22 protein-coding genes and 1 pseudogene are annotated in these 22,243 nt (G+C 64.1%); 14 read left to right on the plus strand and 9 right to left on the minus strand.

The window, feature by feature from the left end:
- Window positions 1-6: 6 nt before the first annotated feature.
- Entirely contained in the window at window positions 7-2,271 is a 2,265-nt protein-coding gene (locus tag EB233_RS13010) for a PAS domain S-box protein (RefSeq protein WP_064989525.1), read from the minus strand.
- A 393-nt stretch (window positions 2,272-2,664) separates the two neighbouring features.
- Between EB233_RS13010 and EB233_RS13015 the strand changes: the two genes are divergently transcribed.
- Window positions 2,665-2,808, plus strand: a complete 144-nt coding sequence (locus EB233_RS13015; RefSeq protein WP_081294069.1) for a hypothetical protein — start codon at window positions 2,665-2,667, stop codon at window positions 2,806-2,808.
- A 24-nt stretch (window positions 2,809-2,832) separates the two neighbouring features.
- On the opposite strand, the gene EB233_RS13020 is transcribed toward EB233_RS13015, so the two are convergent.
- Entirely contained in the window at window positions 2,833-5,157 is a 2,325-nt protein-coding gene (locus EB233_RS13020) for a cation:proton antiporter domain-containing protein (RefSeq protein ID WP_064989524.1), read from the minus strand.
- Between the two features lie 159 nt (window positions 5,158-5,316).
- A complete protein-coding gene (locus EB233_RS13025; RefSeq protein ID WP_064989523.1) occupies window positions 5,317-6,009 on the minus strand; it encodes a DUF2270 domain-containing protein in 693 nt (230 codons plus the stop codon).
- A gap of 52 nt (window positions 6,010-6,061) precedes the next feature.
- Here EB233_RS13025 and EB233_RS13030 point away from each other — a divergent pair, with 52 nt between their 5' ends.
- Window positions 6,062-6,238: a hypothetical protein gene (locus tag EB233_RS13030; RefSeq protein ID WP_155765350.1), complete on the plus strand. Its 177-nt coding sequence runs from the start codon at window positions 6,062-6,064 to the stop codon at window positions 6,236-6,238.
- A 67-nt stretch (window positions 6,239-6,305) separates the two neighbouring features.
- On the opposite strand, the gene EB233_RS13035 is transcribed toward EB233_RS13030, so the two are convergent.
- Window positions 6,306-7,529: an MFS transporter gene (locus tag EB233_RS13035; RefSeq protein ID WP_064989522.1), complete on the minus strand. Its 1,224-nt coding sequence runs from the start codon at window positions 7,527-7,529 to the stop codon at window positions 6,306-6,308.
- 97 nt (window positions 7,530-7,626) lie between these two features.
- Between EB233_RS13035 and EB233_RS13040 the strand changes: the two genes are divergently transcribed.
- The 6 genes from EB233_RS13040 to EB233_RS13065 all read left to right on the plus strand — a co-directional run bounded on the left by EB233_RS13040 (window position 7,627) and on the right by EB233_RS13065 (window position 12,273).
- Complete coding sequence (locus EB233_RS13040) at window positions 7,627-8,535, plus strand: LysR family transcriptional regulator (protein WP_064989624.1); 909 nt, start codon at window positions 7,627-7,629, stop codon at window positions 8,533-8,535.
- Window positions 8,536-8,847: 312 nt separating this feature from the next.
- Window positions 8,848-9,000 (plus strand): hypothetical protein, encoded by a 153-nt coding sequence (locus EB233_RS13045; RefSeq protein ID WP_154674632.1) that lies wholly within the window; start codon window positions 8,848-8,850, stop codon window positions 8,998-9,000.
- A gap of 122 nt (window positions 9,001-9,122) precedes the next feature.
- Window positions 9,123-9,494 carry a hypothetical protein gene (locus EB233_RS13050; RefSeq protein ID WP_064989521.1) on the plus strand — a complete coding sequence of 124 codons (372 nt, stop codon included), beginning with the start codon at window positions 9,123-9,125 and terminating at the stop codon, window positions 9,492-9,494.
- 6 nt (window positions 9,495-9,500) lie between these two features.
- Complete coding sequence (locus tag EB233_RS13055) at window positions 9,501-10,091, plus strand: hypothetical protein (RefSeq protein ID WP_064989520.1); 591 nt, start codon at window positions 9,501-9,503, stop codon at window positions 10,089-10,091.
- Window positions 10,091-11,125, plus strand: coding sequence for a hypothetical protein (locus tag EB233_RS13060; RefSeq protein ID WP_064989519.1), 1,035 nt, complete (start codon window positions 10,091-10,093; stop codon window positions 11,123-11,125). Before EB233_RS13055 ends, EB233_RS13060 begins: the two co-directional genes overlap by 1 nt.
- Before the next feature lie 431 nt (window positions 11,126-11,556).
- Window positions 11,557-12,273: a gamma-glutamylcyclotransferase gene (locus EB233_RS13065; RefSeq protein ID WP_064989518.1), complete on the plus strand. Its 717-nt coding sequence runs from the start codon at window positions 11,557-11,559 to the stop codon at window positions 12,271-12,273.
- A gap of 210 nt (window positions 12,274-12,483) precedes the next feature.
- On the opposite strand, the gene EB233_RS13070 is transcribed toward EB233_RS13065, so the two are convergent.
- Entirely contained in the window at window positions 12,484-13,410 is a 927-nt protein-coding gene (locus EB233_RS13070) for an IS110 family RNA-guided transposase (protein WP_064988762.1), read from the minus strand.
- A gap of 292 nt (window positions 13,411-13,702) precedes the next feature.
- Here EB233_RS13070 and EB233_RS13075 point away from each other — a divergent pair, with 292 nt between their 5' ends.
- The 6 genes and pseudogenes from EB233_RS13075 (at window position 13,703) to EB233_RS13095 (ending at window position 17,006) form a co-directional block, all read left to right on the plus strand.
- Window positions 13,703-14,026 carry an ArsR/SmtB family transcription factor gene (locus tag EB233_RS13075; protein ID WP_064989139.1) on the plus strand — a complete coding sequence of 108 codons (324 nt, stop codon included), beginning with the start codon at window positions 13,703-13,705 and terminating at the stop codon, window positions 14,024-14,026.
- Window positions 14,023-14,454: an SRPBCC family protein gene (locus tag EB233_RS13080; protein WP_064989138.1), complete on the plus strand. Its 432-nt coding sequence runs from the start codon at window positions 14,023-14,025 to the stop codon at window positions 14,452-14,454. The genes EB233_RS13075 and EB233_RS13080 overlap by 4 nt, the downstream gene beginning before the upstream one ends.
- Before the next feature lie 72 nt (window positions 14,455-14,526).
- The gene (locus tag EB233_RS13085) at window positions 14,527-14,919 is read left to right on the plus strand and encodes a VOC family protein (protein ID WP_064989137.1); all 393 of its coding nucleotides are present in this window, start codon (window positions 14,527-14,529) and stop codon (window positions 14,917-14,919) included.
- A 38-nt stretch (window positions 14,920-14,957) separates the two neighbouring features.
- Window positions 14,958-15,149, plus strand: a pseudogene (locus EB233_RS31795) (hypothetical protein); the annotation flags it as partial.
- A gap of 10 nt (window positions 15,150-15,159) precedes the next feature.
- A complete protein-coding gene (locus tag EB233_RS13090) occupies window positions 15,160-15,558 on the plus strand; it encodes a DUF1801 domain-containing protein (protein WP_064989136.1) in 399 nt (132 codons plus the stop codon).
- A 353-nt stretch (window positions 15,559-15,911) separates the two neighbouring features.
- Window positions 15,912-17,006, plus strand: a complete 1,095-nt coding sequence (locus tag EB233_RS13095; protein WP_064989135.1) for an acyltransferase family protein — start codon at window positions 15,912-15,914, stop codon at window positions 17,004-17,006.
- A gap of 13 nt (window positions 17,007-17,019) precedes the next feature.
- On the opposite strand, the gene EB233_RS13100 is transcribed toward EB233_RS13095, so the two are convergent.
- The 4 genes from EB233_RS13100 to EB233_RS13115 form a co-directional block, all read right to left on the minus strand.
- The gene (locus tag EB233_RS13100) at window positions 17,020-18,999 is read right to left on the minus strand and encodes a glycoside hydrolase family 127 protein (RefSeq protein WP_064989134.1); all 1,980 of its coding nucleotides are present in this window, start codon (window positions 18,997-18,999) and stop codon (window positions 17,020-17,022) included.
- Between the two features lie 21 nt (window positions 19,000-19,020).
- Window positions 19,021-19,878 (minus strand): carbohydrate ABC transporter permease, encoded by an 858-nt coding sequence (locus tag EB233_RS13105; protein ID WP_064989133.1) that lies wholly within the window; start codon window positions 19,876-19,878, stop codon window positions 19,021-19,023.
- Complete coding sequence (locus tag EB233_RS13110; protein WP_064989132.1) at window positions 19,878-20,804, minus strand: carbohydrate ABC transporter permease; 927 nt, start codon at window positions 20,802-20,804, stop codon at window positions 19,878-19,880. Before EB233_RS13110 ends, EB233_RS13105 begins: the two co-directional genes overlap by 1 nt.
- Window positions 20,805-20,989: 185 nt before the next feature.
- The gene (locus tag EB233_RS13115) at window positions 20,990-22,237 is read right to left on the minus strand and encodes an ABC transporter substrate-binding protein (protein WP_027054733.1); all 1,248 of its coding nucleotides are present in this window, start codon (window positions 22,235-22,237) and stop codon (window positions 20,990-20,992) included.
- Window positions 22,238-22,243 lie beyond the last annotated feature (6 nt).

Below are 22,243 nucleotides of genomic sequence, written 5' to 3' on the forward strand. Positions count from 1 at the left end.
ATGTAGTCAGTAAGGTGCTGTCGGCAACTGCGGTGCCGGTGCGTTCAACACGCATTCGACCCCGTCGCCATGGTAATCGATCCGCACCGACCCGCCGAAGTCGGTGCCAAGCACGCGCTCAATCAGGAAGCGGCCGAAGCCGCGGCGGGTCGGCGGCGTCACCGGCGGGCCGCCGCTTTCGCGCCAGCGCCAGAGCAGCCGCTTTTCGCCTGATGCCTCGTCCGACGCCTGCAGCGACCAGTCGATGGCCACCTTGCCTTCCGACGTCGACAGCGCGCCGTATTTCAGCGCGTTGGTGGCGAGCTCGTTGACGGCAAGCGCCAGCGTCAATGCCATCTTGGGGTTGATCGGCAGCGCCGGGCCGGAAATCGAAATCTGCTCCAGCGGGAAGGTGGCGATGGTGTTGTGCACGACCTCGCGGATCGAGGCGCTGGTCCAGCGCGTCTTGTTCAGGATGTCGTGCGCTTTGGCCAGCGCCCGCAGGCGCTCGTTGAAGGTGGCGCTGGCGGTTGCGATATCGGTGTTGCGCAATGTTTGCGAGGCGATGGCCGCGACCATCGCCAGGATATTCTTGATGCGATGTTCGAGCTCGTGAGTCAGCAGTTCCTGTCTGGCCTGCGCCTCGCGACGGTCGGTGACGTCCTGCATGACGCCGAACATCTTGACCGGCTTGCCGGTCTCGTCATGGACGAAGTCGATATGACGCGACAGCCAGCGCAGTTCGCCGGTGTCGGGGCGGCGGATGCGGTATTCGACCGCGGGCACGGCGGTGCCTTGCTCGCGCGTCCGTGGATTGGAGCGGACGTCCTTGTCTTCTGGAATGACGATGTTTTCCAGCACGGAGATGTGCACGCTGTCGCGCGGCGACAGCCCCCAGAGATCCCAGAATCCCTCGGAGCCGACCACCGTTCCGCTGGCGATATCGAGTTCGAGTGCCGCAATGCCCGCTGCACTTTGCGACAGTTGCAGGCGCCGTTCGCTCTGCAGCAGGGCCTGCGCCGCCTGCTTCTGGTCGTCGATATCGGTATTGGTGCCGATCCAGCGCAGGATCGCGCCGTCGGTGTCGCGGATCGGAACGGCGCGCGCGATGAACCAGCGATAGACGCCGTCATGCCGACGCAATCGGAACTCGGTCTCGTAAAATGTGCCGGCGGCCAGCGCCTGGCGCCACTTTTCCGCCGCCGCGGCAATGTCGTCGGGGTGCACGATATCACCCCAGCCACGGCCATCGAGCTCGCCCGGTTTGGCGCCGGAATAATCGTAGACGCGCGGGTTGAACCAGTCGAGCATCCCATCTGGCGTCGCCGTCCAGACGTGGTTGGGCATCGCCTCGGCGAAGGTGCGGAACTGTGTCTCGCTCTGGCGCAGCGCCTGTTCGGCCAGCAGCCGGTCGGTGACGTCGACGCCTTGGACGAAGATGCCGAACACCTCGCCCGCCGGATTGCGCACCGGCTGGTAGACGAGATCGATGAAACGGTCCTCGATCGCCGCGCCCGGCGTGCGCTGCAACTCGGCCTTCAATGCATAGCCGACGAACGCCTCGCCGGAGGTGAATACCCGGTCGAGCAACTCGAAGAAACCCTGGCCCTCTATCTCCGGCAAAGCCTGGCGGATCGGCAGGCCGATGATGTCGCGATGGCCGACAAGCTGCATGTAGGCGGCATTGGTCAGTTCGACGACATGCTGCGGGCCGGACAGCATGGCCATGAAGCCCGGCGCCTGCTCGAACATCTGGCGCTGCCTGTCGCGCTCGCCCACCTGCCAGCGCTCGGCGGCGACCTTGGCCGTCGTCTCGATGACGATGGCGATGACGCCCGCCGGTTCGCCGCTTTCGTCCAGCACCGGCGAATAGTCGAGATCGAGCCACACCTGCTCGGGCTTGCCGGTGCGGTTCAGCGTCAGCACCTGCTCGCGATAGGCGAGCGTGCCGCCGCCCAGGCAGACCTTCATGATGTTGTCGTTGAAGTCAGCCACTTCGGGCCAGCCTTCGCGCACTTTCGAACCGAGCAATTGCGGATGGCGACCGCCGGCAAATTCCGAATAGGCGTCGTTGTAGATCATGACGCCGTCCTCGCCCCACAGCATGACGATCGGCACCCTTGAGCGCAGGATCAGCGAGGTCGCCGTCTTCAGGCTCTGCGGCCAACCGGAGATCGGCCCGATCGAGGTCGAGGACCAGTCGAAGGTGGCGATCAGGCAGCCGAGCTCGCCGCCGCCTGAGAGGAAGGCGAGGTGCGGGTTGCCTACGGTCGCTGTGGTGGTTTGCGGCATGAAGTCCCGGCTAGGTCGGCGTTGTTCGAGAGTCGATTGGTGCTGGCTGACATGTCAGGTTCCGTGTCGTGGGCGGGTGTTTCGGCCGCGCGGCATCGTGGCGCTGACGTGACTTTGCGCGAGGACAGATCGCTGGCGAGACGTGAACAGATTTTCCTCCCCCGATCGCCACAACCCCCGGACACGCCATTCGGTTCCCGGTGCCCGCCGATTTTCCTTCGGCAGGGTTGTCGGATTGATGAGGGAAAGCCGGCTATTCGATCGAATTTCTTTGTAACCCGTTAATGCGGCCATGCTGTTAATCAGCGTCTTCTAATGCATGTCGACCGGGATCGCTTCGCGGTTTGGGGATAAGGGCATGCGCGGAACGACTGGTTTGGCGCGGGGTACGCAATGACCAAGAATCTCGGCAACGCACGTTATGTGCCGCCCAAGGACACAAAAGTGTCCTTCTTCAGCAAGGCTGCGCCGGCGCTGTTTCCGCTCGTCGTGGCAGCGCTGGGATACATGATCGGGCGACAGTTATTCGGCATCTAGGGTCCGATAGCCGAACCGAAGGCGTCAGGCGCCGATGTCGGCCGCCGTCTGCTCGGCGGCGTCGGTCTGCTTGACGCGCTCGGTGGCCAGAAGCACGACCGGGCAGGCGACCGCCGCGAGCACTGCCGTCGCGGTGTCGCCGAAGAACAGTTCATCACCTGGCCGTTGGGTGACCCCCATCACCACCATTGCTGCCCCTTTGGCCGCTTCCCTGGCGATCGCTTTGTCTGGCGTGGCGCGAGCGCGGATCGCGGTGTCGACGGTGACGCCGTAGCGGTCCGCGAGATCGGCGACATCCTTGAGCACGGCTTCCTCGCGACGGTGCGAAACCGAGCCCGGCTGGCTGCCTTGCCTGGCTTGAGAGACATAGAGCACTTTGACGCGGGCACGGTGCGGCCGCGCCAGCGCCAGCGCGAAATCGGCTGCGCGGCGGGCAATTTCCGTGCCGTTGACCGGAACCAGTATCGTGGTGCCGGCGCGCAGCACCGGCATCTTGCCGGTGGATCTGGCGCCGTTCAGCGCCAGGCACAGCGGACCATCGAAACCGCTGGTGATGTCGTTCAGCATCGGGCTGAACGAGCCCTTTTCGGTGAGTGCTTTCTCCAGCCCGACAAACAGCAGGCCATAGCCCTTGCGCGCCTCCGCGGCGATCGTCTCGGCGGTGGCCTCGAGTTCGGTGCGGGTGGTCAGATGGACCTTGTCGACGGGGGTGTCCTCGGCCTTGCTGACGACCATGGCGCTTTTGGCGGCGCCCTTCTGGACCTCTTTCGATGTCCGCTGCGGACCCGTGTCGCGGCCGGCGAGCTTGCCCTCGTTGAGGTGGAGCAGCGTGGTCGGCATGCCGCTGCCGCCGCCGACCAGGCCGGCGAGATAGGCGGTGAACTTGCCGGCCGGGCTGTCGTCGACCAGCAGCAGCAGGCGTTCCAGTCTGGAGACGAAGCCGCGCTCGTCGAGCAGTTCGCGGTCGACGCGCTGTTTCTCGGCGTTGCCGATCGGCAGCCGGCCAAGCGCCCAGCGCAGCATGGGTGGCATGGCAAGCGTGGTGACGACGGCCATGGTGACGATCATCGTGAACAGGTTGTGGGAAAGGATGTTCATCGACAAGCCGATCGAGGCGACGATGACCTCGGTCGAGCCGCGTGCATTCATGGCGCTGCCGACCGCGATCGCTTCCTTCCGCGACATGCCGGCCATCCGGCCGCCAATGAACGCGCCGCCGAACTTGCCGATGCTGGCGATGGCGACCAGTGCCAGAGTGAGCAAGGCGAGCGTCGGATCGGCAAGCACGGTGAGGTCGGCCGACAGGCCGGCCATGCCGAAGAAGACCGGCATGAACAGCGCGGTGATGACGCCGCGCAACTGGCCCTCGATATGATCCGACAGGATCGGCGATTCCCCTACCAGTATGCCGGCGACGAAGGCGCCGAGCACGGTGTGGACGCCGATCAGATTGGTGATCAGCGCCATCACGCCCATGATGATCAGGATGACCGTGATGACGGCGTATTCGCTGCGGAAGGAATCGTTGCTCCAGCGGATCAGCGTGAACACCAGGCGGCGGCCGATGGTGAAGGAGAACGCCATGAACAGCGCCACTTCGGCCACGGTGGTGACGAGCGGCAGCAGTTGCAGGCTGCCATTGGTTGCGATGCCGAAGGTGACGGCGATGATCAGCCAGCCGATCGTGTCCTCGATGATGGCCGAGGAAATGATGATCTGGCCGAGATTGCGGCGCATGAAGTTCATCTCGCGCACCACCATGGCGACGATCTTGACCGAAGAGATCGACAGCGCGGTGCCGAGGAACAGCCCGGCGACGACGCGCTGCGTGGGATCGGGCAGCAGCGTGCCGGGCAGGAACTGCGCCAGCGCGAAGCCGAGGACGAACGGCACGACAACACCGGTGATCGAGATCGAGAAGCAGGCGGCGCCGACACGGCGCACCAGGCGCAAATCCGTCTCCATGCCGGTCAAAAGCAGGAGCAGCAGGATGCCGAGCTGCGAGACGGCGTCGATCATGCCTTTCTGCGCCGGGTCGGTCGAGAAGATCAGATGCTGGGCGCCAGGCCATATCCAGCCGAACAGCGATGGCCCAAGCAGGATGCCGCCGATCAACTGGCCCATGATCGCCGGCTGGCCATAGCGCTGGAAGAGTTCGCCAAGGCCGCGCCCGACCAGAAGCAGAAGCACGATCTCGGCGATGAAAAGACCTTCCGCCGACCCGCCCATGCCCGACGCATGGCCGGACGGCTGTGCGGCAAGGACATGGCTTGCCGGAACCAAAGCAAGGGCTGTCAGCAGAATGGCAGCCACAAATTTTCGTGGCCTCGTTGCCGGTTGCCGGTTCATGGGTTCCCTCAAGGCGTCGCCGCATGCTGCCCATCACGCGGGCTGACCATCACAACGCGCGGCCCGCGTTTGCGTTGCAGCCAGCGGTTGCTGGATGCTGATACCCGAGCTCAGACATGCCAAAGCCCAGATATGCCAGAGCCTAGACATGGCCAGAGATTAGACATGGACGTCGCCGAAGGAGAGTTCGCCGTCGTCGCCGGACAACAGGAAGGCGGTCGCCAGCAGGCCGGCATAGAGCAGCGTCACCAGCGTGACGATGACCCCGCCGGGGACAGGCCCCAGGGCAGCGGCGCCGATCGCTTCTCGCAAGGTGCCGACAAAGCCGACCGGCACGTGCTGATCGATCAGGCTCGGGGTCCACAGTTTCAGGATCCAGGCAAGCAGCAGGATCAGCATGAGATATATGTAGTTGCGGCGCAGGCGGCGTGCCAACGCCACGCGCTGCGAGACCAGGAACCGTGGCGTGCGCAGGCTCTCGCCGACGACCAGCAGCCAGTCGGAGGCGAAGTCCGGCTGCGGCGAAAAGATCTGTGCGAAATAATGGCGCTCGAACTGGCGCACACGCGCACGGTAGACATCGAAGAAGCGGTAGCGGCGCGCCTCGATCCAAAGCAACAGCAGCACCAGCAGCATGGCGAAGAGCAGCACGCCGTGATGGGCGCTGGCCGTCGACAGGGACACCGACAGCATGGCTGCGACAACCGTGATCGCCCAGTTGCTGGTCCGATCGAGACGGTCGCGCCAGCCGGCCATGCGGGCAATCTCGGCGCGATGGAAGTGCGACATCACGGTAACCAGTTCGCTTGGCGAAAGCGTCCTGCCGATGGGCGTTGCCGGCGCATCGTTCATGACTTCCTCCCAACCGAATGAAACGCCTTGAAGGCGTAGTCGTTCCGCTGCCATGCCGCGCCTGTGTGAAAAAGACCGCCGGTTCGTTCACCAGTCGCGCGTCGGCCGGTTCGGCAATGACGAATATGTCCTCAATGCCGTCGGGCCGGTGATCCACAGCCAGTGCGCGAACACGCGGTTGACCGGCGAGATCAAGCCCAAGGCGTCGGGCGAGCTCCATGCTATGTGAACGATGCCATGGTCGGCCTGCCCGGCGTCTCAGGCTTTTCCTGGAACTGCCCTAGCCGACCGGGCCGTCATTCCGGTCCGCCGATCCAGTCGACCAGAAGTGCGACGAGCCCAAAGGCGCCGCCGATGCCACAGACACAAGTCCACCCGCCCCAGGTCCAGGCAACACCGGCCAGCAATGAACCGATGGCGCCGCCGATGAAGAAGATGCCGACGAACAGGCCGTTGAGGCGGCCGCGTGCCTCAGGCCGCAAGAGATTGACGGCGCGGCGGCCAAGAGTCTGGTCGCCGGTGACGCCGATGTCGAGCAGCACCGCGCTTGCGCCCATCAGCACCAGCGGTTGCCACGACACGCCGGACAGGAAAGAGCCGGCCCAGGCGGCCAGCGCCATCGCGCCGATCAGCACGAGATGGCAGGCGATGGTGGCTGATCGTGTCCAGCCATGGTCGCCGGCGCGGCCGAACAGCGGCGTGACCACGGCACCGCCCGCGCCGACGAGCGCGAACAGCGCAATGCCGCGCTGACCAAGGCTGAAAGGCGGCTCGGCGAGGCGCAGGGCCGCCGCCGTCCAGAACAGGCTGAACGCCGCCATCGCCAGCGCGGCCGTCAACGCCCGGCGGCACAGCACCGGCTCGTCGCGCAGCAGGCCGAACAATGAGGCGAGCAGCGCGCCATAGGACGATTTCGCTTCGGGGCGCCGATCGGGCAAGGTGAAGGCGAGCACGCAGCCGAGCAACACCAGCGCGGTGGCGCTGAGGCCATAGAAAGCGCGCCAGCCCCAGGCATCGGCGATGAGGCTGGCCAGTGGCCGCGCCAGCAGGATGCCAATCATCAGTCCGCTCATGACATCGCCGATGACCCGTCCGGCCTCGCCGGGCGGCGCCATCGAGGCGGCGATGGGCACCAGGATCTGGATCGCCGAGCAGGCGGCGCCCAGCACGAACAGGACGATCAGCAACGAGGCGATGGTGGGCGCGAAGGCGGCGACGCCGGCCGCAAGGGCGGCCATCACGAGCATGCGCAGGATCAGGGCGCGGTTTTCGGCAAGGTCGGCCATCGGCACCAGGAAGAACAGGCCAGCGGCATAGCCGAGCAGCGTGACCATGGCGACGAGGCCGACGCTCGCCGCACCGCCGCCGAGCGATGGGCCGATCAGGCCGACCAGTGTCTGCGGCGCGAACAGATTGGTGACGATGATGCCGGTGGAGGCGGCAAACAACAGCGTCTGCGGGCCGGTGATGGTCGCGTTCGGCAGCCGCTCGCACAATTGACCGTCATGGATATCGGGCATGGAGTCCTCAGGATGTCGCATATTGTGCGGGGACTTTATGCCGAAGCATTATCATGCTACAATTCAATCAATTCGATAATGATTATGCGAGATGCGCATGAATATCCATGACCTCGAAGCCTTCATCGCCGTGGTGGAAACCGGCTCGATCGTCGGCGCCTCGGCCAGGCTCAACCTGACCCAGCCGGGCGTCACCCGCCGCATCCAGAACCTTGAGGATGGGCTGGCGACAGCTTTGCTCGACCGCCAGTCAAAGCCGCTGAAGCCAACGGCCAGCGGGCGCGAGGCCTATGAGCATGGCAGGCGCGTGCTGCGCGCGCTGGAGGATCTCAAGGCGGGCGTGTCGCCGCAAGGCGAGGTCAAGGGCGAGTTCCGCCTCGGCATCATGCCCTATCTTTCCGACGCGGCACTGGCGCTGCCGCTCGACAGCCTGCGCGCCGCCTTTCCGCGGCTGACGCTACGCATCAGTTCGGGCTGGTCGCCGAGACTGGTGGAGCAGGTGGCGCGCAGCGAGCTCGACGCGGTGGCGGTGTGCCTTGCCGAAGGCCTGGCGCCACCGGACGAACTGGTCCGCGACGATCTCGGCGCGCAGTCGGTGCTGCTCGTCGCGTCCCCCAGCCTTGGTGTGCCGAAGGCGGCGGACCTTGCCGACCTGTCGCGCTTTTCCTGGGTGATGAACGAAAATGGCTGCGGCTTTCGCGCCTTCATCCGCCAGAGTTTCGAGGCGGCGCGGCTGCCGTTCCAGGTTGGGGTGGAGGCGCTCAGCGTCGATCTCAGAATGTCGCTGGTGGCGCGCGGCCACGGCATCGGCATCGTCACGCCGGGCGCCTTCGCCGACAGCCGCTGGCGCGACAAAGTGGAGGTCATCGACTGCCCCGACTTCAAGCCGCAAGTGCGCGCCTGGCTGCTGCACCGCCCGCCGGCAGGACGGCTCAGCCGGCCGATCGCGCTTTTCCGCGACACGCTGATCGACGGGCTGAAGGTGCCGATGCCGCTGGTGTCTTGATTGGCGACTCGGACGGATGGCCGAGCCGGCACAACAATACAGGTCAGGCCAAGTCCTTCAGCCGTAAGCGGGCGCCGCAGCTTTTCTCAATTCAATCAGGTGTTTGGCAGCTGACATTCGCGTCATGAAAGTATAATTTTTAGATAAACATTAGGAAAAATATCAGCTTATACATAAAATCGGAGCGCGTAGCCTCAAACGGATCACTGTCCGATTTATCCAATGTAACGCATAATCGCTTCTTGACACTTGGCTATGCGAAAGAGCTAGATGATTTTCGATCGCAATTCTTTGCGCGGAGGGAATCTGTACATGGATTTCATCGAAAGGTGGTTAGGTATCTCACCTGACAGCGGCGACGGATCGACCGAGGCTCTCTATCTGCTTGCCGTTGTTGCAATATTGGCGCTCGTTTTCCACAAGCGCATCATGCAGTTCGCGCGCGGCTTTTTCGCGCGGAAGTAGCCAGACAGAGTTCCAGGCGGCACCGGTTGTCGATCAGCCCAGGCGCTGTTGCCGCGCGAATCCCGTTGTTAATCAGACCCTTGCCTGCGTTAACTTCAGAGAGGGAGTCGATGCGTGGATTAGTGGCAGTCCTGCGAGCACTGTTCTCCGCCTGGATCCCGGCGCTGGTCGAGATGGCTCGGCGTTTCTGCCGCCGCTGGCGGTTGCACGGCGATCGCCGCGTCGACCAGAAGGGGTCCAGGGCGCATTGCGTGCCGATCGACCACCCGGCATTCTGCCGGCCCGACCCGCTGATCTACGACCAGTACTATCTGATCGGCCTTGGTCTCGCGGTCACCTGGGACAATCCCGACATCGAAGTGCTCAGGGGTGGCGTGCCGGTGCCCGCCGGCAAGTTGCAGGCGGATACCGACTACGAGGTGCGCGTGCGCGTCTGGAACGCCTCGATGGATGCCGTCGTCGTCAAGATGCCGGTTCACCTGTCCTATATGTAGTTCGGCATGGGAACCGTATCGCATCCGATCGACACCAGGCCGGTCTCGGTCGGGGTGATCGGATCCGCCAGCCAGCCTGGGTTCGTCTCCTTCGACTGGCGTACGCCTCAGGAAGCGGGCCACTATTGCCTGCAGGCTTTGCTCGAGCCGGCCGACGACGCCAACTTCGCCAACAATCTGGGACAGAAGAACACCGATGTCGGGCTGGCGCAGTCGCCGGCGACATTCCAGTTCGAACTGCGCAACGCGACCCGCCGGCCGCATCGGTATCGGTTCAGCGTCGACGCCTACACCATTCCGCCGCTCAACCCTTGCCGTGACGAGCGGCGACCGACCGAGGAGGCCGCCAAGGCCGAGCAGAAGCGGCGGCTGGCCGCGCATTTGGCGGCCGCGCATCCGCTGCCGCCCGGCTGGACGGTCGAGATCTCGCCCGACCAGCCGTCGCTGACACCGGGCGAACAGGTGACGATCACGGCGATCGCCACGCCGCCGGCCGGCTGGACCGGCCGCCAAGCTCTCAACCTGAATGCGTTCGACGAAGGTGGCCACGCCAGCGGCGGCGTCACCCTGATCGTCCTCAGCAGCTTGGAGGCGTGATGGCCACCGACGACAAATCCTGGACCAAATGTACGACCGCGGACAAAGTCATCTCGGTCAACCAGTATATCAGCGCAGCGATCACCAGCGGTATATTCGCGGCGGTGATGGCCGTGGTTATCGTGGCCATGGGCGAGCCATGGTGCCTGCCGATCGCGCTGGTGGTTACCGGGATCGTGTGGATTCTCGCCTATTGCGACTGGTGGCTCAACAATCGGCTGGTCTGTCTCGGCAACCAGGAGCCGGTAAGCATCGTCGGCATGGTCATCAGCATCGAGCCGCCGTCGGAGAAGACATGGCCTGGAAGCCTGGACTCCGACTACAGCCTCAATCTCTTGCTGCCGAACAACCCGGTGGGCGTGAGCCAGGCGGATGCCGACGCCAGCGTTCCGTTCGGCTACCTCATGGCGGAAACCACCACCACCTCCTCGAAAGGGTTGATGTTCACTGGCAACCAGGCAGAGGACAAGGCGACCGGGCTAAAGTCCGAGGCACTGCATGTGGAGTTCGAGGGGGCGTCGATCCACGACCTCCAGACCGTCAACATCCTCGCCCTGATCGCGGCGTTGGCGGCGCTGGCGATATGCATGTCGGGCGTCGGCGTGGTCGTTGCCTATATCCTGGCATTCCTGGCCTTGCTCGCGGCGCTGTTCGGCGCGGCTTTCAGCAGTTCGGACACGGCCAGCCCTAGCGACGCCGGCCTGCCCAGCATCGAAACCAACAAGGGCGATGGAACCGGAGCGACGATCCTGGGCGTGACCGGCCGCTGGGTCTATGATGCCGGCCATATCCACGACAGCTTCAATGAAGCCCACAACGAACTGCATCCTGTCCAACAGGCGCAGATTCTGGGAGGGCCGTGGGACGGCGACTGGCCTCCCGATATCGACGGGATCATTCGCGGCTACCAGGACGGCTACGCGCAATCCCAAGATCCGCTCACCAAGGAGCAGCAGGCCAAGCCCGGCTCGCGCTGGTCGGTCCACCCTTATATCGACGGCTGCGATGACACGGTCTGGCGTCCGCCGCGCTAGGAGGTCAGAAGCCGCATTCGATTCGTGGCGGCGCAGCGAAGCGAGTGCGGCGCCGGGACGGCGGGGCAGGGAGAGTCTTTTCAAGGGCTTGGGCTAGATACCTCAGAGTCTGAGTCGGCTAAATTGGCGGTTTCGCTGTTGTAACTCGCCGATTGCCAGCGTCAGCGCTGCCCCTCTCTGTGCTACCGGACATCTCTCGCCGTAGAACGGGGCGAGAGGGGCTGGCTGCAACGCCGGCGCCTTTCTATCGGCACTGGATATTGGCGCGCCGATGACATCGTTCCTCGGCCCGTCACTATACGGGGAGAGGATGCCGGCAGGCACGTGAGGGGCGGCGCAAACGCTTGCGGGAAAGCACTCGGCACCTGAAGTGATTGCCCTGGCGTCCAGCGCCCCTTGAGAATCTTCGAGCCCTCGGCAACATGACTAACATGAAGAAGCCGATCTCCACCGCACCACGCAAACCAGCGATGGCGCTGACCGAGGAACTGGTCGCGCGCACCCTGCGCGCGGTCGAGGATGCCGGGCCGACGCCGGGCATGGTGCATATGACCGACGGCGACTACGCACGGTTCCGCGACGAGATCCTAGCCTCGGCGTCGGCGGGGCCGCTGAAACTGTTCGCCTATGGCTCGCTGCTGTGGAAGCCGGCCGGCGAGGTGAGGGGCGGTGAGCGGGCCGTGGCGCGGGGCTGGCATCGTTCTTTCTGCTTCACGGTGCAGCGCTTTCGCGGCACGCTCGAACAGCCCGGCCTGATGATGGCACTCGATCGTGGCGGCCAGTGCCAGGGCATGATGTTCGAGATAGCCGAGCCGGTCGCGGAACATCTAGAAGCGCTGCTGCGCCGCGAGATGACCATCCTACCCGCCGTCAACGTGCCGCGCTGGCTGCAGGTCAGCACCGACAGCGGCGCAAGTCAGGCGCTCGGTTTCGTCGTCAATCCCGCGAGCCCGCGCTATGCCGGCAAGCTCGACAAGCAGGTGGTCGCCGCGACACTGGCGAGGGCCGTCGGCCATTGGGGCTCCGGCGCGCAATATCTGTTCGAAACGATCCGGCACCTCGACGCCTGCGGCATACGCGACCGCAATCTGTGGCAGCTGCAGGACCTGGTGGCGCGGGAGATCGGCCGCGCCCACGCTGCAACCTAGTGGGTTTGCGTGGCACCGGTTGCCCGCTTTGACGGATCGCCTGCGTTGGTGATGGGTGGCGTTACCCATGACTTCGTCATCCACGGGCGGAGCGGACGCGAAGCGACCGCGCAGACCCGAGGATCCATTCCGTGATGTCAGACGAAGAATGTAACAGGGCAGAATTCTGCACCGTAGCGGCGCTTCGGAGTCGCGGCATGGCAACTGTGTTCAAGCGAAAGCTTTTTGATCTCGGATGATAGCGTTGAGGACGACGAGAAGCTTCCTTGCGACGGCGATGATGGCGAGTTTCTTGGAGCCGGATCGTGCAGCGATGGTGCTGTAGAACGCTTTGAACCGGTCACAGGCTCGAATGGCGCCGAGAGCTGCCATGTAGAGGGCGCGGCGCACGCGTGCTCGGCCACCCTGGATTTGGCTCCTGCGCCTGAGCTTGCCGCTCTTGTTGTCGAACGGGGCAAGGCCGACGAGTGCGGCGATCGACTTGGGTGAGCGCTGGCCGAGCTCGGGCAGGAGCGCCAGGAGCGAGAGCGCGGTGACCTTGGAGACCCCGGGCACGGAGACCATCAGAGCGTTGTCGCGGGCAGTGCCCTCGTTCTGACGAATGACTTGTGCGATCCGGGCCTCGAGCGCCTTGATGCGTGTGTTGAAGTCAGTGATCATCTCTTCGAACCCGGCGATGACGATCTCATCAAAAGCCTCACTGAGCTGCTTCTTCAAGTTTGCCCTGGTATCGACCAGCTGATCGCGGTAGCGGGCAAGCGATTGAAGATGTTCGTCTTCCTCACGCGGCGCCGGCTCGGCTTCAGGGTGATAGCGGCGGCCATAGCCGCTCAGCATCCTGGCGTCGAGAGGATCGGTCTTGGCGCGTCGCGCCGTCGACTTCGCATAATTGTGGGTGTGTGTCGGGTTGTGCCGCGAGAACGCCACACCTGCCTTGGCCAGGGCATGGCGCAGCAGCCGGTCATGGACGCCTGTCGCTTCCATGACCACAAAATCCTGGCCGGGGTGAAGGCCTGCCACATGAGCAGCTATCGCATCGGCATGGTTGTCTATGCGCTGACAACGACCGCTTGCCTCATCAAAAAAATCGAGCCACTGCTTGGAGATGTCGCAGCCGACATAGTTCTGCATTATCATGTCCACGCCTCTTCCTGTGGTGCGGGGTCTGCAGCTAACAGCCCCGTGCAACTGTTCAGGTTGATGGTTCACCGGTGGGAAGGAACCGAGCCATGCCACGGCCTGTCCAGAAATGGGCGACCAGGATCCCTTCGGTTTCCTTCCCACTTCGACCATAACACTGAACAAACACACAGGATCCCAGGGTCTCCGCGGCCTTCACTCGTGCTTCGCCCATTCCAATCTTGCGCTTGACGAACATATATCTGTGTGGTTATACGTCAACCAATAGCCAGAGAGTTATCGATCTGCCATGCCTGAGACCCATGATCTGCTCTTCAGGACGCTCGCCGACCCGACCAGACGGGCGATCTTCGAACGGCTGTGCCGCCAGGGCGAGCAGACGGTGGGGGCGCTTACCAGCCAGTCCGGCGTCTCGCAACCGGCGGTGTCGAAGCATCTCGGCCTGCTCAAGCAGGCCGGGCTGGTGCGCGACCGCCATGAAGGGCGGCAGACGCACTACAGCGCGCAGCTCGGCGCGCTGGCGCCGCTGATGGACTGGACACGCGAGATGGCAGGGTTTTGGGAAAGCCGGTTCGACGATCTCGAGGATTTGCTCAAAAGGATGGACCAGTGAACGATAGTGCCAGCCAGAGCCGCACTGTCGTCGTCGAGCGGCAGATTTCCCATCCGCCGGAAAAGCTCTGGCGCGCGCTGACGCAACCGCACCTGATCGAGGAGTGGCTGATGAAGAACGATTTCAAGCCTGATGTCGGCCACCGCTTCAACATCAGCGCCGATTGGGGTGGCGTGCTCGACTGCGAGGTGCTGGCCGTGGAGCCGAACAAGACGCTGTCCTACACCTGGAACCTCGCGCACCCGGATCCGGCTTTCGATCTCAGGAGCGTGGTGACCTTCACGCTCACCCCGACGCCAACCGGAACGCATCTGCGCATGGAGCAATCCGGCTTCCGGCCCGACCAGCGGCGCGCCTATGGCGGCGCCAGAACCGGCTGGCCGCAATTCCTCGAGAAGCTGGTACAGCTTCTCGACCGGACGGACTGAGATCCGTCGATAAAAACCACAGCTGATTTCACCGGGCGGCTTGGCCGCCAGCAAAACCTATGGAGGAAGACGATGAAGATCAAACTGACCAGCATCTATGTCGACGACCAGGAGAGAGCGCTTGCCTTCTACACCGGTGTGCTCGGCCTGACCAAGAAGGCCGATTTCAGCAACGGGCCGTTCCGCTGGCTGACGGTCGCTTCGCCTGACGAGCCCGAGGGCACCGAGCTGCAACTGGCGCTCAACGACAATCCGGCGGCCAAGGCCTACCAGCTGGCGATGTTCGCGCAGAGCCAGCCGGCGGTGATGTTCTTCACCGACGACATCAAGGGCGATCACCAGCGCATCGCGGCCAATGGCGGCACGTTCGCAATGACGCCGACCGAAGTGACCGGATCGACCATCGCCAAGCTCGACGATGGCTGCGGCAATCTCATCCAGATCACGGAGTTGGCGCGCTGGTAGCGCGCCCGGCTTCACGCGAATTTCAAAGGGAGGTCATTTTGGACTGGAGCAAATGGATCAGGCAGGCGCATCGCTGGCTGTCGATCATCTTCACGGCGACCGTCGTCGCCAATTTCGTCACCATGGCGTTTGGACAGCCGCCCGCCTGGGTGGTCTATTCGCCACTGCCGCCGCTCTTCCTTATGCTGTTCAGCGGCCTCTATATGTTCGTGCTGCCCTATGTCGGAAAGGAGAAACCACATGACGACCACCGGATCGCAGGAGAGCAAATCTCCCTCCGAACTGATCGACGGCAGGATCAGAGAACTCGGCGACTGGCGCGGCGACATGCTGGCCCGGCTGCGCGCGCTCATCCATAAGGCCGATCCCGCTGTGGTCGAGACATGGAAGTGGCGCGGCGTGCCGGTGTGGGAGCATGACGGCATGATCTGCACCGGCGAGACCTACAAGAGCGTCGTCAAGCTGACCTTCGCCAAGGGGGCAGCGCTGCCCGATCCATCGAAGCTGTTCAACTCCAGCCTCGAGGGCAATACGCGGCGCGCCATCGATTTCCAACAGGGTGAAGAGGTCAACGAAGAGGCTTTCAAGGCGCTGGTGCTTGCCGCCATCGCTTTGAACACGTCGAAGGGCCGGAAGTAATTCTCGTGCGTCATTTCCACTACGCATAAATGTCAACGTCGGCGCCGCCCCTCACTGTCCTGCCGGACATCTCTCCCCGTAAACGGGGCGAGAGGGGCTGGCGGCGCCGTCGGCGCATTGTTTGCGACTTTGGCGATTGGCGAAATCGGCGATGGGGGCGTCCCTCGCCCCGTTTACGGGGAGAGGATGCCGGCAGGCAGGTGAGGGGCAGCGCTGGCGGTGGAGATTGCCGGCGACTTCGACGCCGCAGCGATGGACCCAGCACAGCCGCGTTTACGATCTGGGAAGCTTGATGGTGCTAGACATCTCGCAATGATAGCTGGCCGGATTGGCTGGCTCCGGATGGATTCGCCATGAACAGCCCGATGCGCATGCCGTGGGTGGACACGGCCAAAGGTCTCTCGATCATCCTCGTGGTCATGATGTACTCGGCCTACAACACCGGCGAGTACACGGGCGGCGTCGGCTTCCTGCACTATGTCATCGGCTTCGCGACACCGTTCCGCATGCCGGAATTCTTCCTGATCTCCGGACTGTTCCTGTCGCAGGTGATCGACCGGCCGTGGCGGCGTTATGTCGACCGGCGCGTCGTCCACTATCTCTATTTCTACGTGCTGTGGGCGATCATCTCGATCGGGCTGAAGATCGGCATTTTCAGCCGGGATCCCGCCGGCATGCTGCACGACCTCGCAACGGCCGTCGTCCAGCCTTACGGCGTGCTGTGGTTCATCTACATGCTGGCGGTGTTCGGCCTTGTCGCCAAGCTTTTGCGGCAGTTCCGCGTGCCGGCCTGGATCGTCATCCCGATCGCCGCCGCCCTGCAGATGTGGGCGCCGCATCCCGACAGCTACGCGCTCGAACAATTCGCGGCCTATTTCGTGTTCTTCTACCTTGGCTTCGTGCTGGCGCCGCTGGTGTTCAGGCTCGTCGAATGGACGCAGCCCCGCCCGATGCTGGCCGTCGCCGGCCTGGCTTTGTGGGCTGTCATCAATGGCCTGCTCGTCTATTCGCCGGGTTATGCAATGCATCCGGTCGGCATGCAGATGGGGCTGGCCGCATGGCCGCCGCTGCATCTCACTTTGGCCGTCGCCGGTGCGGTTGTACTGTGCGTGCTTGGCGGTTTCCTGTCGCAATTCGCCGCCATGGAATGGCTGCGCTGGCTCGGCGAACATTCGCTGGTCGTCTATGTCGCCTTCACCATCCCGATGTCGCTCTTCCGCGGCGCGGCACTGGCAAGCGGCCTTTTGACCGACACCGGCATGCTCAGCCTGGCGGTGCTGCTGGTTTCGATCATCAGCCCGGTGGTGCTCTACCTCATCATCCAGCGCGTCGGCTTCGGAATGTTCCTGTTCGAACGGCCGGCCTGGGCGCATGTCGACACCAGCGCGCCGCAGGCGGCGGCGAAGACGGCGATGCCTGCCACCGCCGTCCAATCAAGCCGGACATAATCAGGCTGCGGCCTCAGCCGTCGCGCAGCCATACCAGCATCTCGCCGGGCTCGCGGTTGTCCCAGGCGAAATAGGGGATGGCGGTCATGCGTGTCTCGACGCTGGCCGGCGGTTCGGAGCGGTAGAGCCCGTCCTGCCAGCCGTCGCCGGCATCGGCCCGCGCCGTGGCTGAAAGCGTCACCACGCCGCCCAGCAGCCCGGGCGCCTCATGCGCCTCTATCTCAGCCGTGCGCGGCAGCGTCAGCCGATGCAGCCGGCTGTCATTGTCCGAGGCCTCGACGCAGTAGATGAGCGGCCCGCGCGATAGCGCGACACGGCCGGCATCCTGCCGGACTTCGGGATTGGCGTAGAGCCGCTCGATCGGCATTTCGAGGTCGAGGCGGACGCTGTCGCCCTTTTTCCACGTCCGCCGGATCGCGGCATAGCCGTCGCTGGTCATCTCTCCGAGGTCGACCGCTTCGCCATTGACCTGGAGCGCCGCGCTGCTGCTCCATGCCGGGATGCGCAGATGCAGCGTGAATTCCACAGGGGCTTGCGGTTTGAGCGTGATCTCGACGGCGCCATCCCAGGGATAGCGGCTCGCCTGCGTCAGGCTCACCGCCGTGCCCGCAATATCGAAGCGGGCGGTGGAGTCGCCGTAGAGGTGAACGGCCAGCGCATCGTCCGCCAGGCTGTAGAAATAACTGCCGATCGAGGCGACCATGCGCCCGATATTGGGCGGGCAGCAGGGGCAGCGGTGCCATTTCCACCTGACGTGCCGGCCCCGGCTTTCCAGCGGGTTCTCGTAGAAGAACAGCGAGCCGTCGAGAGACAGGCCGGAAATCGAGCCATTGTAGAGCGCGCGCTCCATCATGTCGGCGTAGCGGGCGTTCGGCCCCATGCCGAGCATGCGGCTTGCCCAGAACACCAGGCCGACCGCGGCGCAGGTCTCGGCATAGGCGCTCTCATTGGGCAGGTCGTAATCGCTGGTGAAACCCTCATTATGCGCCGACGGACCGAGCCCGCCGGTGATGTAGAGGTTCTTGGTGGTGAGGTCGTCCCACAGCCGGTCGAGCGCGACGCGCAATGAGTCGTCGCCATATTCGGTGGCGATGTCGGCCATGCCGGAATAGAGGTACATGGCCCTGACCGCATGGCCGACGACCTTGTCCTGGTCGCGCACCGGGATGTGCGACTGGCTGTATTCGTAGGTCTTGAAATGATAGGCCTTCGGGTCGGCGCCGCGGGCGCGCGCCTCCTCGTCGAAATAATGTGGTTGCTGGCCGCGCTGGTCGATGAAGTACTTCGCCAGCTCCATGTATTTCTGCTCGCCGGTCACCCGCGCCAGCTTGACCAGCGCCAGTTCGATCTCCTCATGGCCGCAATAGCCCTTCTTCTTGCCAGGCTCCGGCCCCAGCACCGAAGCGATGTGGTCGGCGTAGCGGCACATGATGTCGAGAAGCTTGCGCTTGCCGGTCGCCTGGTAATAGGCGACGGCGCCCTCGATCAGATGGCCGGCGCAATAGAGCTCATGGCAGTCGCGCAGGTTTGTCCAGCGCTTGCCGGGCTGGATGCGCTGGTACCAGCTGGAGAGATAGCCGTCCTCCTGCTGCAATTTGCCATACATGTCGATGACGGCGTCGATCTTGGCCTCCAGCTCGGGGTTCTTGCGCCGGTAGAGCGAATAGGCCGCGGTCTCGATCGTCTTGCCGAGATCGGAGTCCCAGAACATCTGCGTGGTCACCGTCGAGCCGGTGAATTCGGCGCCCTGGCGGTCGGCTTCATCGGGCGAGGGCGAATGGAAGGGAATAACCACGCCCGGCGAGGGGCGGTCCGGGTCGATCTGCTCCAGCATGCCGGCTTCGACGCAGCGGTCGTAAAGGATGTCGGCGGTGCGCGTCGCGACCGCATCGGCGCGGTCGCCCCAGAAGCCGTGCACGTCGACATGCGGCACCGGCAACGGGCGGAAGGCGAGCTTCGGCTTTCCGGTCTTGGCGGATGGCGATGCGGTCATGAACTCACTCCATTCGATCTATTATTTGACGGCCCCGGCCATCAGGCCGCGGATGTAGAAGCGCTGCAAAGCGAGGAACAGGATCAGGCATGGCACCATCATCACGGTGACGCCGGCCTGCACGGCGCCCCAGTCGATGGCGCCGAAGCGGCCCGATTGCAGGGCCGTCATCATCACCGGCAGCGTGAATTTGGACTGGTCGGTCATCAGCACCAAAGCGGCGAGGAATTCGTTCCAGGCGCCGAGGAAGGCAAACAGCGCGATGGTGACGACACCGGGCCAGACCAGCGGCAGCATCACCTTGACCAGCATGGTGGCGTTGCCGGCGCCGTCCATGCGCGCGGCCTCCTCGATCTCGCGCGGCACCGCGTCGAAAGCGTTGCGCATCATGAAGATCGAGAACGGCAATTGCAGCGTCACATAGACGCCGACCAGGCCGGTCAGCGTGTTGTGCAGGCCAAGCCTGGTCAGGACCAGGAAGATCGGCGTCAGGATCGACTGGAACGGGATCATGATCGTCGACAAGATGAGGACGAAGAACAGGTCCTTGAACGGAAAGCGGAAGCGCGAAAAGCCGTAGCCGGCCAGCACGCTGACGATCACCGACAGCACGACGGTCATCACCGAGACGTAGATGCTGTTCTGCGCCGAGACCCACAGACCGTCGCCGAAGGAATTGAGCGTGGCATAGTTCTCCAGCGAGAAGCCGGTGGTCGGCCAGGGCGGCAGCGGCGGCAGGCGCGCTTCGGCCGCCGGCTTGAAGGCCGACAGTGCCGTCCACACGATCGGCGCGACGAACAGCACCGAGGCGATGATGCCGGTGGAGTGCCTGGCCAGGCGCGCGGCGAGCTTGCCCCTGGCTGATATCGCCTGCGCCATCAGTCGAGCCCCTCCGGCTTGCGCAGCAACCACAACTGGATGAGGCTGAGCGCCACCAGGATGACCAGCAGCACCATCGAGAGTGCGGCGCCATAGCCGAGCTTGAACGAGACGAAGGACTGGTTGAAGATCCAGTAGACCGCCGTCAGCGTCTGGTTGCGCGGACCGCCGCGCAGGATGATGTAGAACTGGTCGAAGGCAAGGATCGAGCCGGCGACCGACAGGATCAGCGCCAGTGCCAGCGTGCGGCGCATCAGCGGCAGGGTGATTGCCCGGAACCGCGCGAACGGCCCGGCGCCGTCGATGACGGCGGCCTCCTGCAAATCCTGCGGGATCGATTGCAGGCCGGTCATCAGGATGATCATGGTGAAGCCGGCGACTTTCCACACCACCATGGCGATGATCGACCAGAAGGCCGGCTGGAAGGTGGCGAGCAGGTTGAACTTCCTGTCGATCAGGCCGAGGTCGTAGGCGGCGGGGCTGAACAGGCCGGAATCGACATTCAAGAGCCATGACCACAAAAGGCTCGCCGAGGCGAAGCCGACCACCGCCGGCATGAAGAAGAAGGTGCGGTAGAGGTTGGTGAACGGACGCGGCCGCTCGATGAATATCGCCAGCGGGAAGGCAACGGCGAAGATCGCGATGGTGACGACGACGGTGTAGTAGCCCGTGAACTTGAGCGCGTTCCAGAACCTGGTGTCGCGCAGGATCGCCCAGTAATTGTCGAGGCCAATATAGCTGTGGTCGCCCATCAGCGGCCAGTTGTGCAGCGACATCCACGCCGTCATGCCGAGCGGGATGACGAAGAAGACGGTGACCAGCGCCACGGCCGGTAAGACATAGAGCAGCCCGATCCATTGCCGACGCCCGGCGCCGACGAGTTTGCGGGCGCGGGGCGGGACGGCGGCGGTTGTGATTGATGTCATGGCTGTTCCAGTTGGGGCGTCCCCCTCCCCCTTGAGGGGAGGGTCCGGCCGCGGGCCGGGGGTGGGGTCCTCCGTGCAGTGCGCCGACATAATAGCTGGCAGAAGGAAAGCTCGAGCACTGCCGCAACGACCCCACCCGGACCTGCGGTCCGACCTCCCCTCGAGGGGGAGGTGGGCGTTACGCTTTACTTCTGCGGCGCCTGGTCGATGATCGACTGCATGGTCTCCTGCGCGTTCGCGATCGCGCCGTCGACATCGTCGCCGAAGAACACCTCGTTGATCATCTGCGTCCACGGGCCGTTGGCGGAGTTGATCAGATCGTTGAACACCACCGAATAGGGCGTCTTGCCCTTGGCCATGGCCTCGGCGGCGATCTGGTAGCGCGGGTCGAGATCCTTGAGCGCATCCTTGGCGATGTCGCCGCGCACCGGCAGGCTGCCGTATTTAGCGAGGATGGTCTGGCCTTCCAGCGAATAGGCGAAGTCCAAGAACTCCTTCACTACGGCGAGCTTCTTGGTGCCCTTGGTGACGACGAAATTGTCACCGCCGGCAAAGGACGACCAGCCGCCATCCTTGCCCGGCAGGAAGGTGACGCCGTAGTCGACATTGGGATACTGGGTGTTGAGCGCGCCGATGGCGAAGGCGCCGGAGGGCGAGATGCCGATATTGCCGGCGGCGAATGCGGCGAAGAAATTGGCACCGGTGTCGGTCTGGGCGCCGGCCGGCACCAGGTCCTTCTTGACCATGGAGCGGTAGAGGTCGATGGCGCCGCGCAATTGCGGGCTGTCCAGCGTCGCCTTGGAGCCGTCCTCACTGAGGATATCGCCGCCCGAGGCCCAGATCAGCGGCGTGAAGGTGAAGATGTTGCAGCCGCCGCAATTGCCCGAGAAATAAAAGCCCTTGATGTTGCCGCCAAGCGCGTTGACCTTCTCTGCATCGGCGGCGATCTCGGCCCAGTTGGTGGGGCCTTTTTCAGGGTCGAGGCCTGCCTGCTTGAACAGCTTCTTGTTCCAGATCAGCACCGAGGCGTCGGCCGAGAAGGGCAGGCCGTAAATGTGGTCCTTGTAGGTGCCGGTCTTGACATGCGCCGGCGACAGGCTGGCGAAATAGGGCAGGGACTTGGCCCAGTCGGTGATGTCCTCCAGCTGGCCGGCGGCGGCGAAGGAGGGCGTATAGATCAGGTCGAGCGACAGCGCGTCGGGCGCCGTGCCGCCGGCGGCGGCCGCACCGTATTTCGGGATGATCTCGGCATTGGGGATGATGTCGAGCTTGATCTGGTCCTTGTGCGCCTTGTTGTAGGCGTCGACGATGCGCGGCATGAAGTTCGAGCCGTCGGCGCGCACCCAGATGTTGGCGGTGTCGGCGGCGGCAGCGCCAAGACCGCTGCCCAGCACGGCAGCAGTCAGGGCCAGTCTGGCAATCAAAGTCCTCATGTTCTC

This window comes from Mesorhizobium erdmanii, assembly GCF_013170725.1.
In the GTDB taxonomy this organism is placed as follows: Bacteria; Pseudomonadota; Alphaproteobacteria; order Rhizobiales; family Rhizobiaceae; genus Mesorhizobium; species Mesorhizobium erdmanii.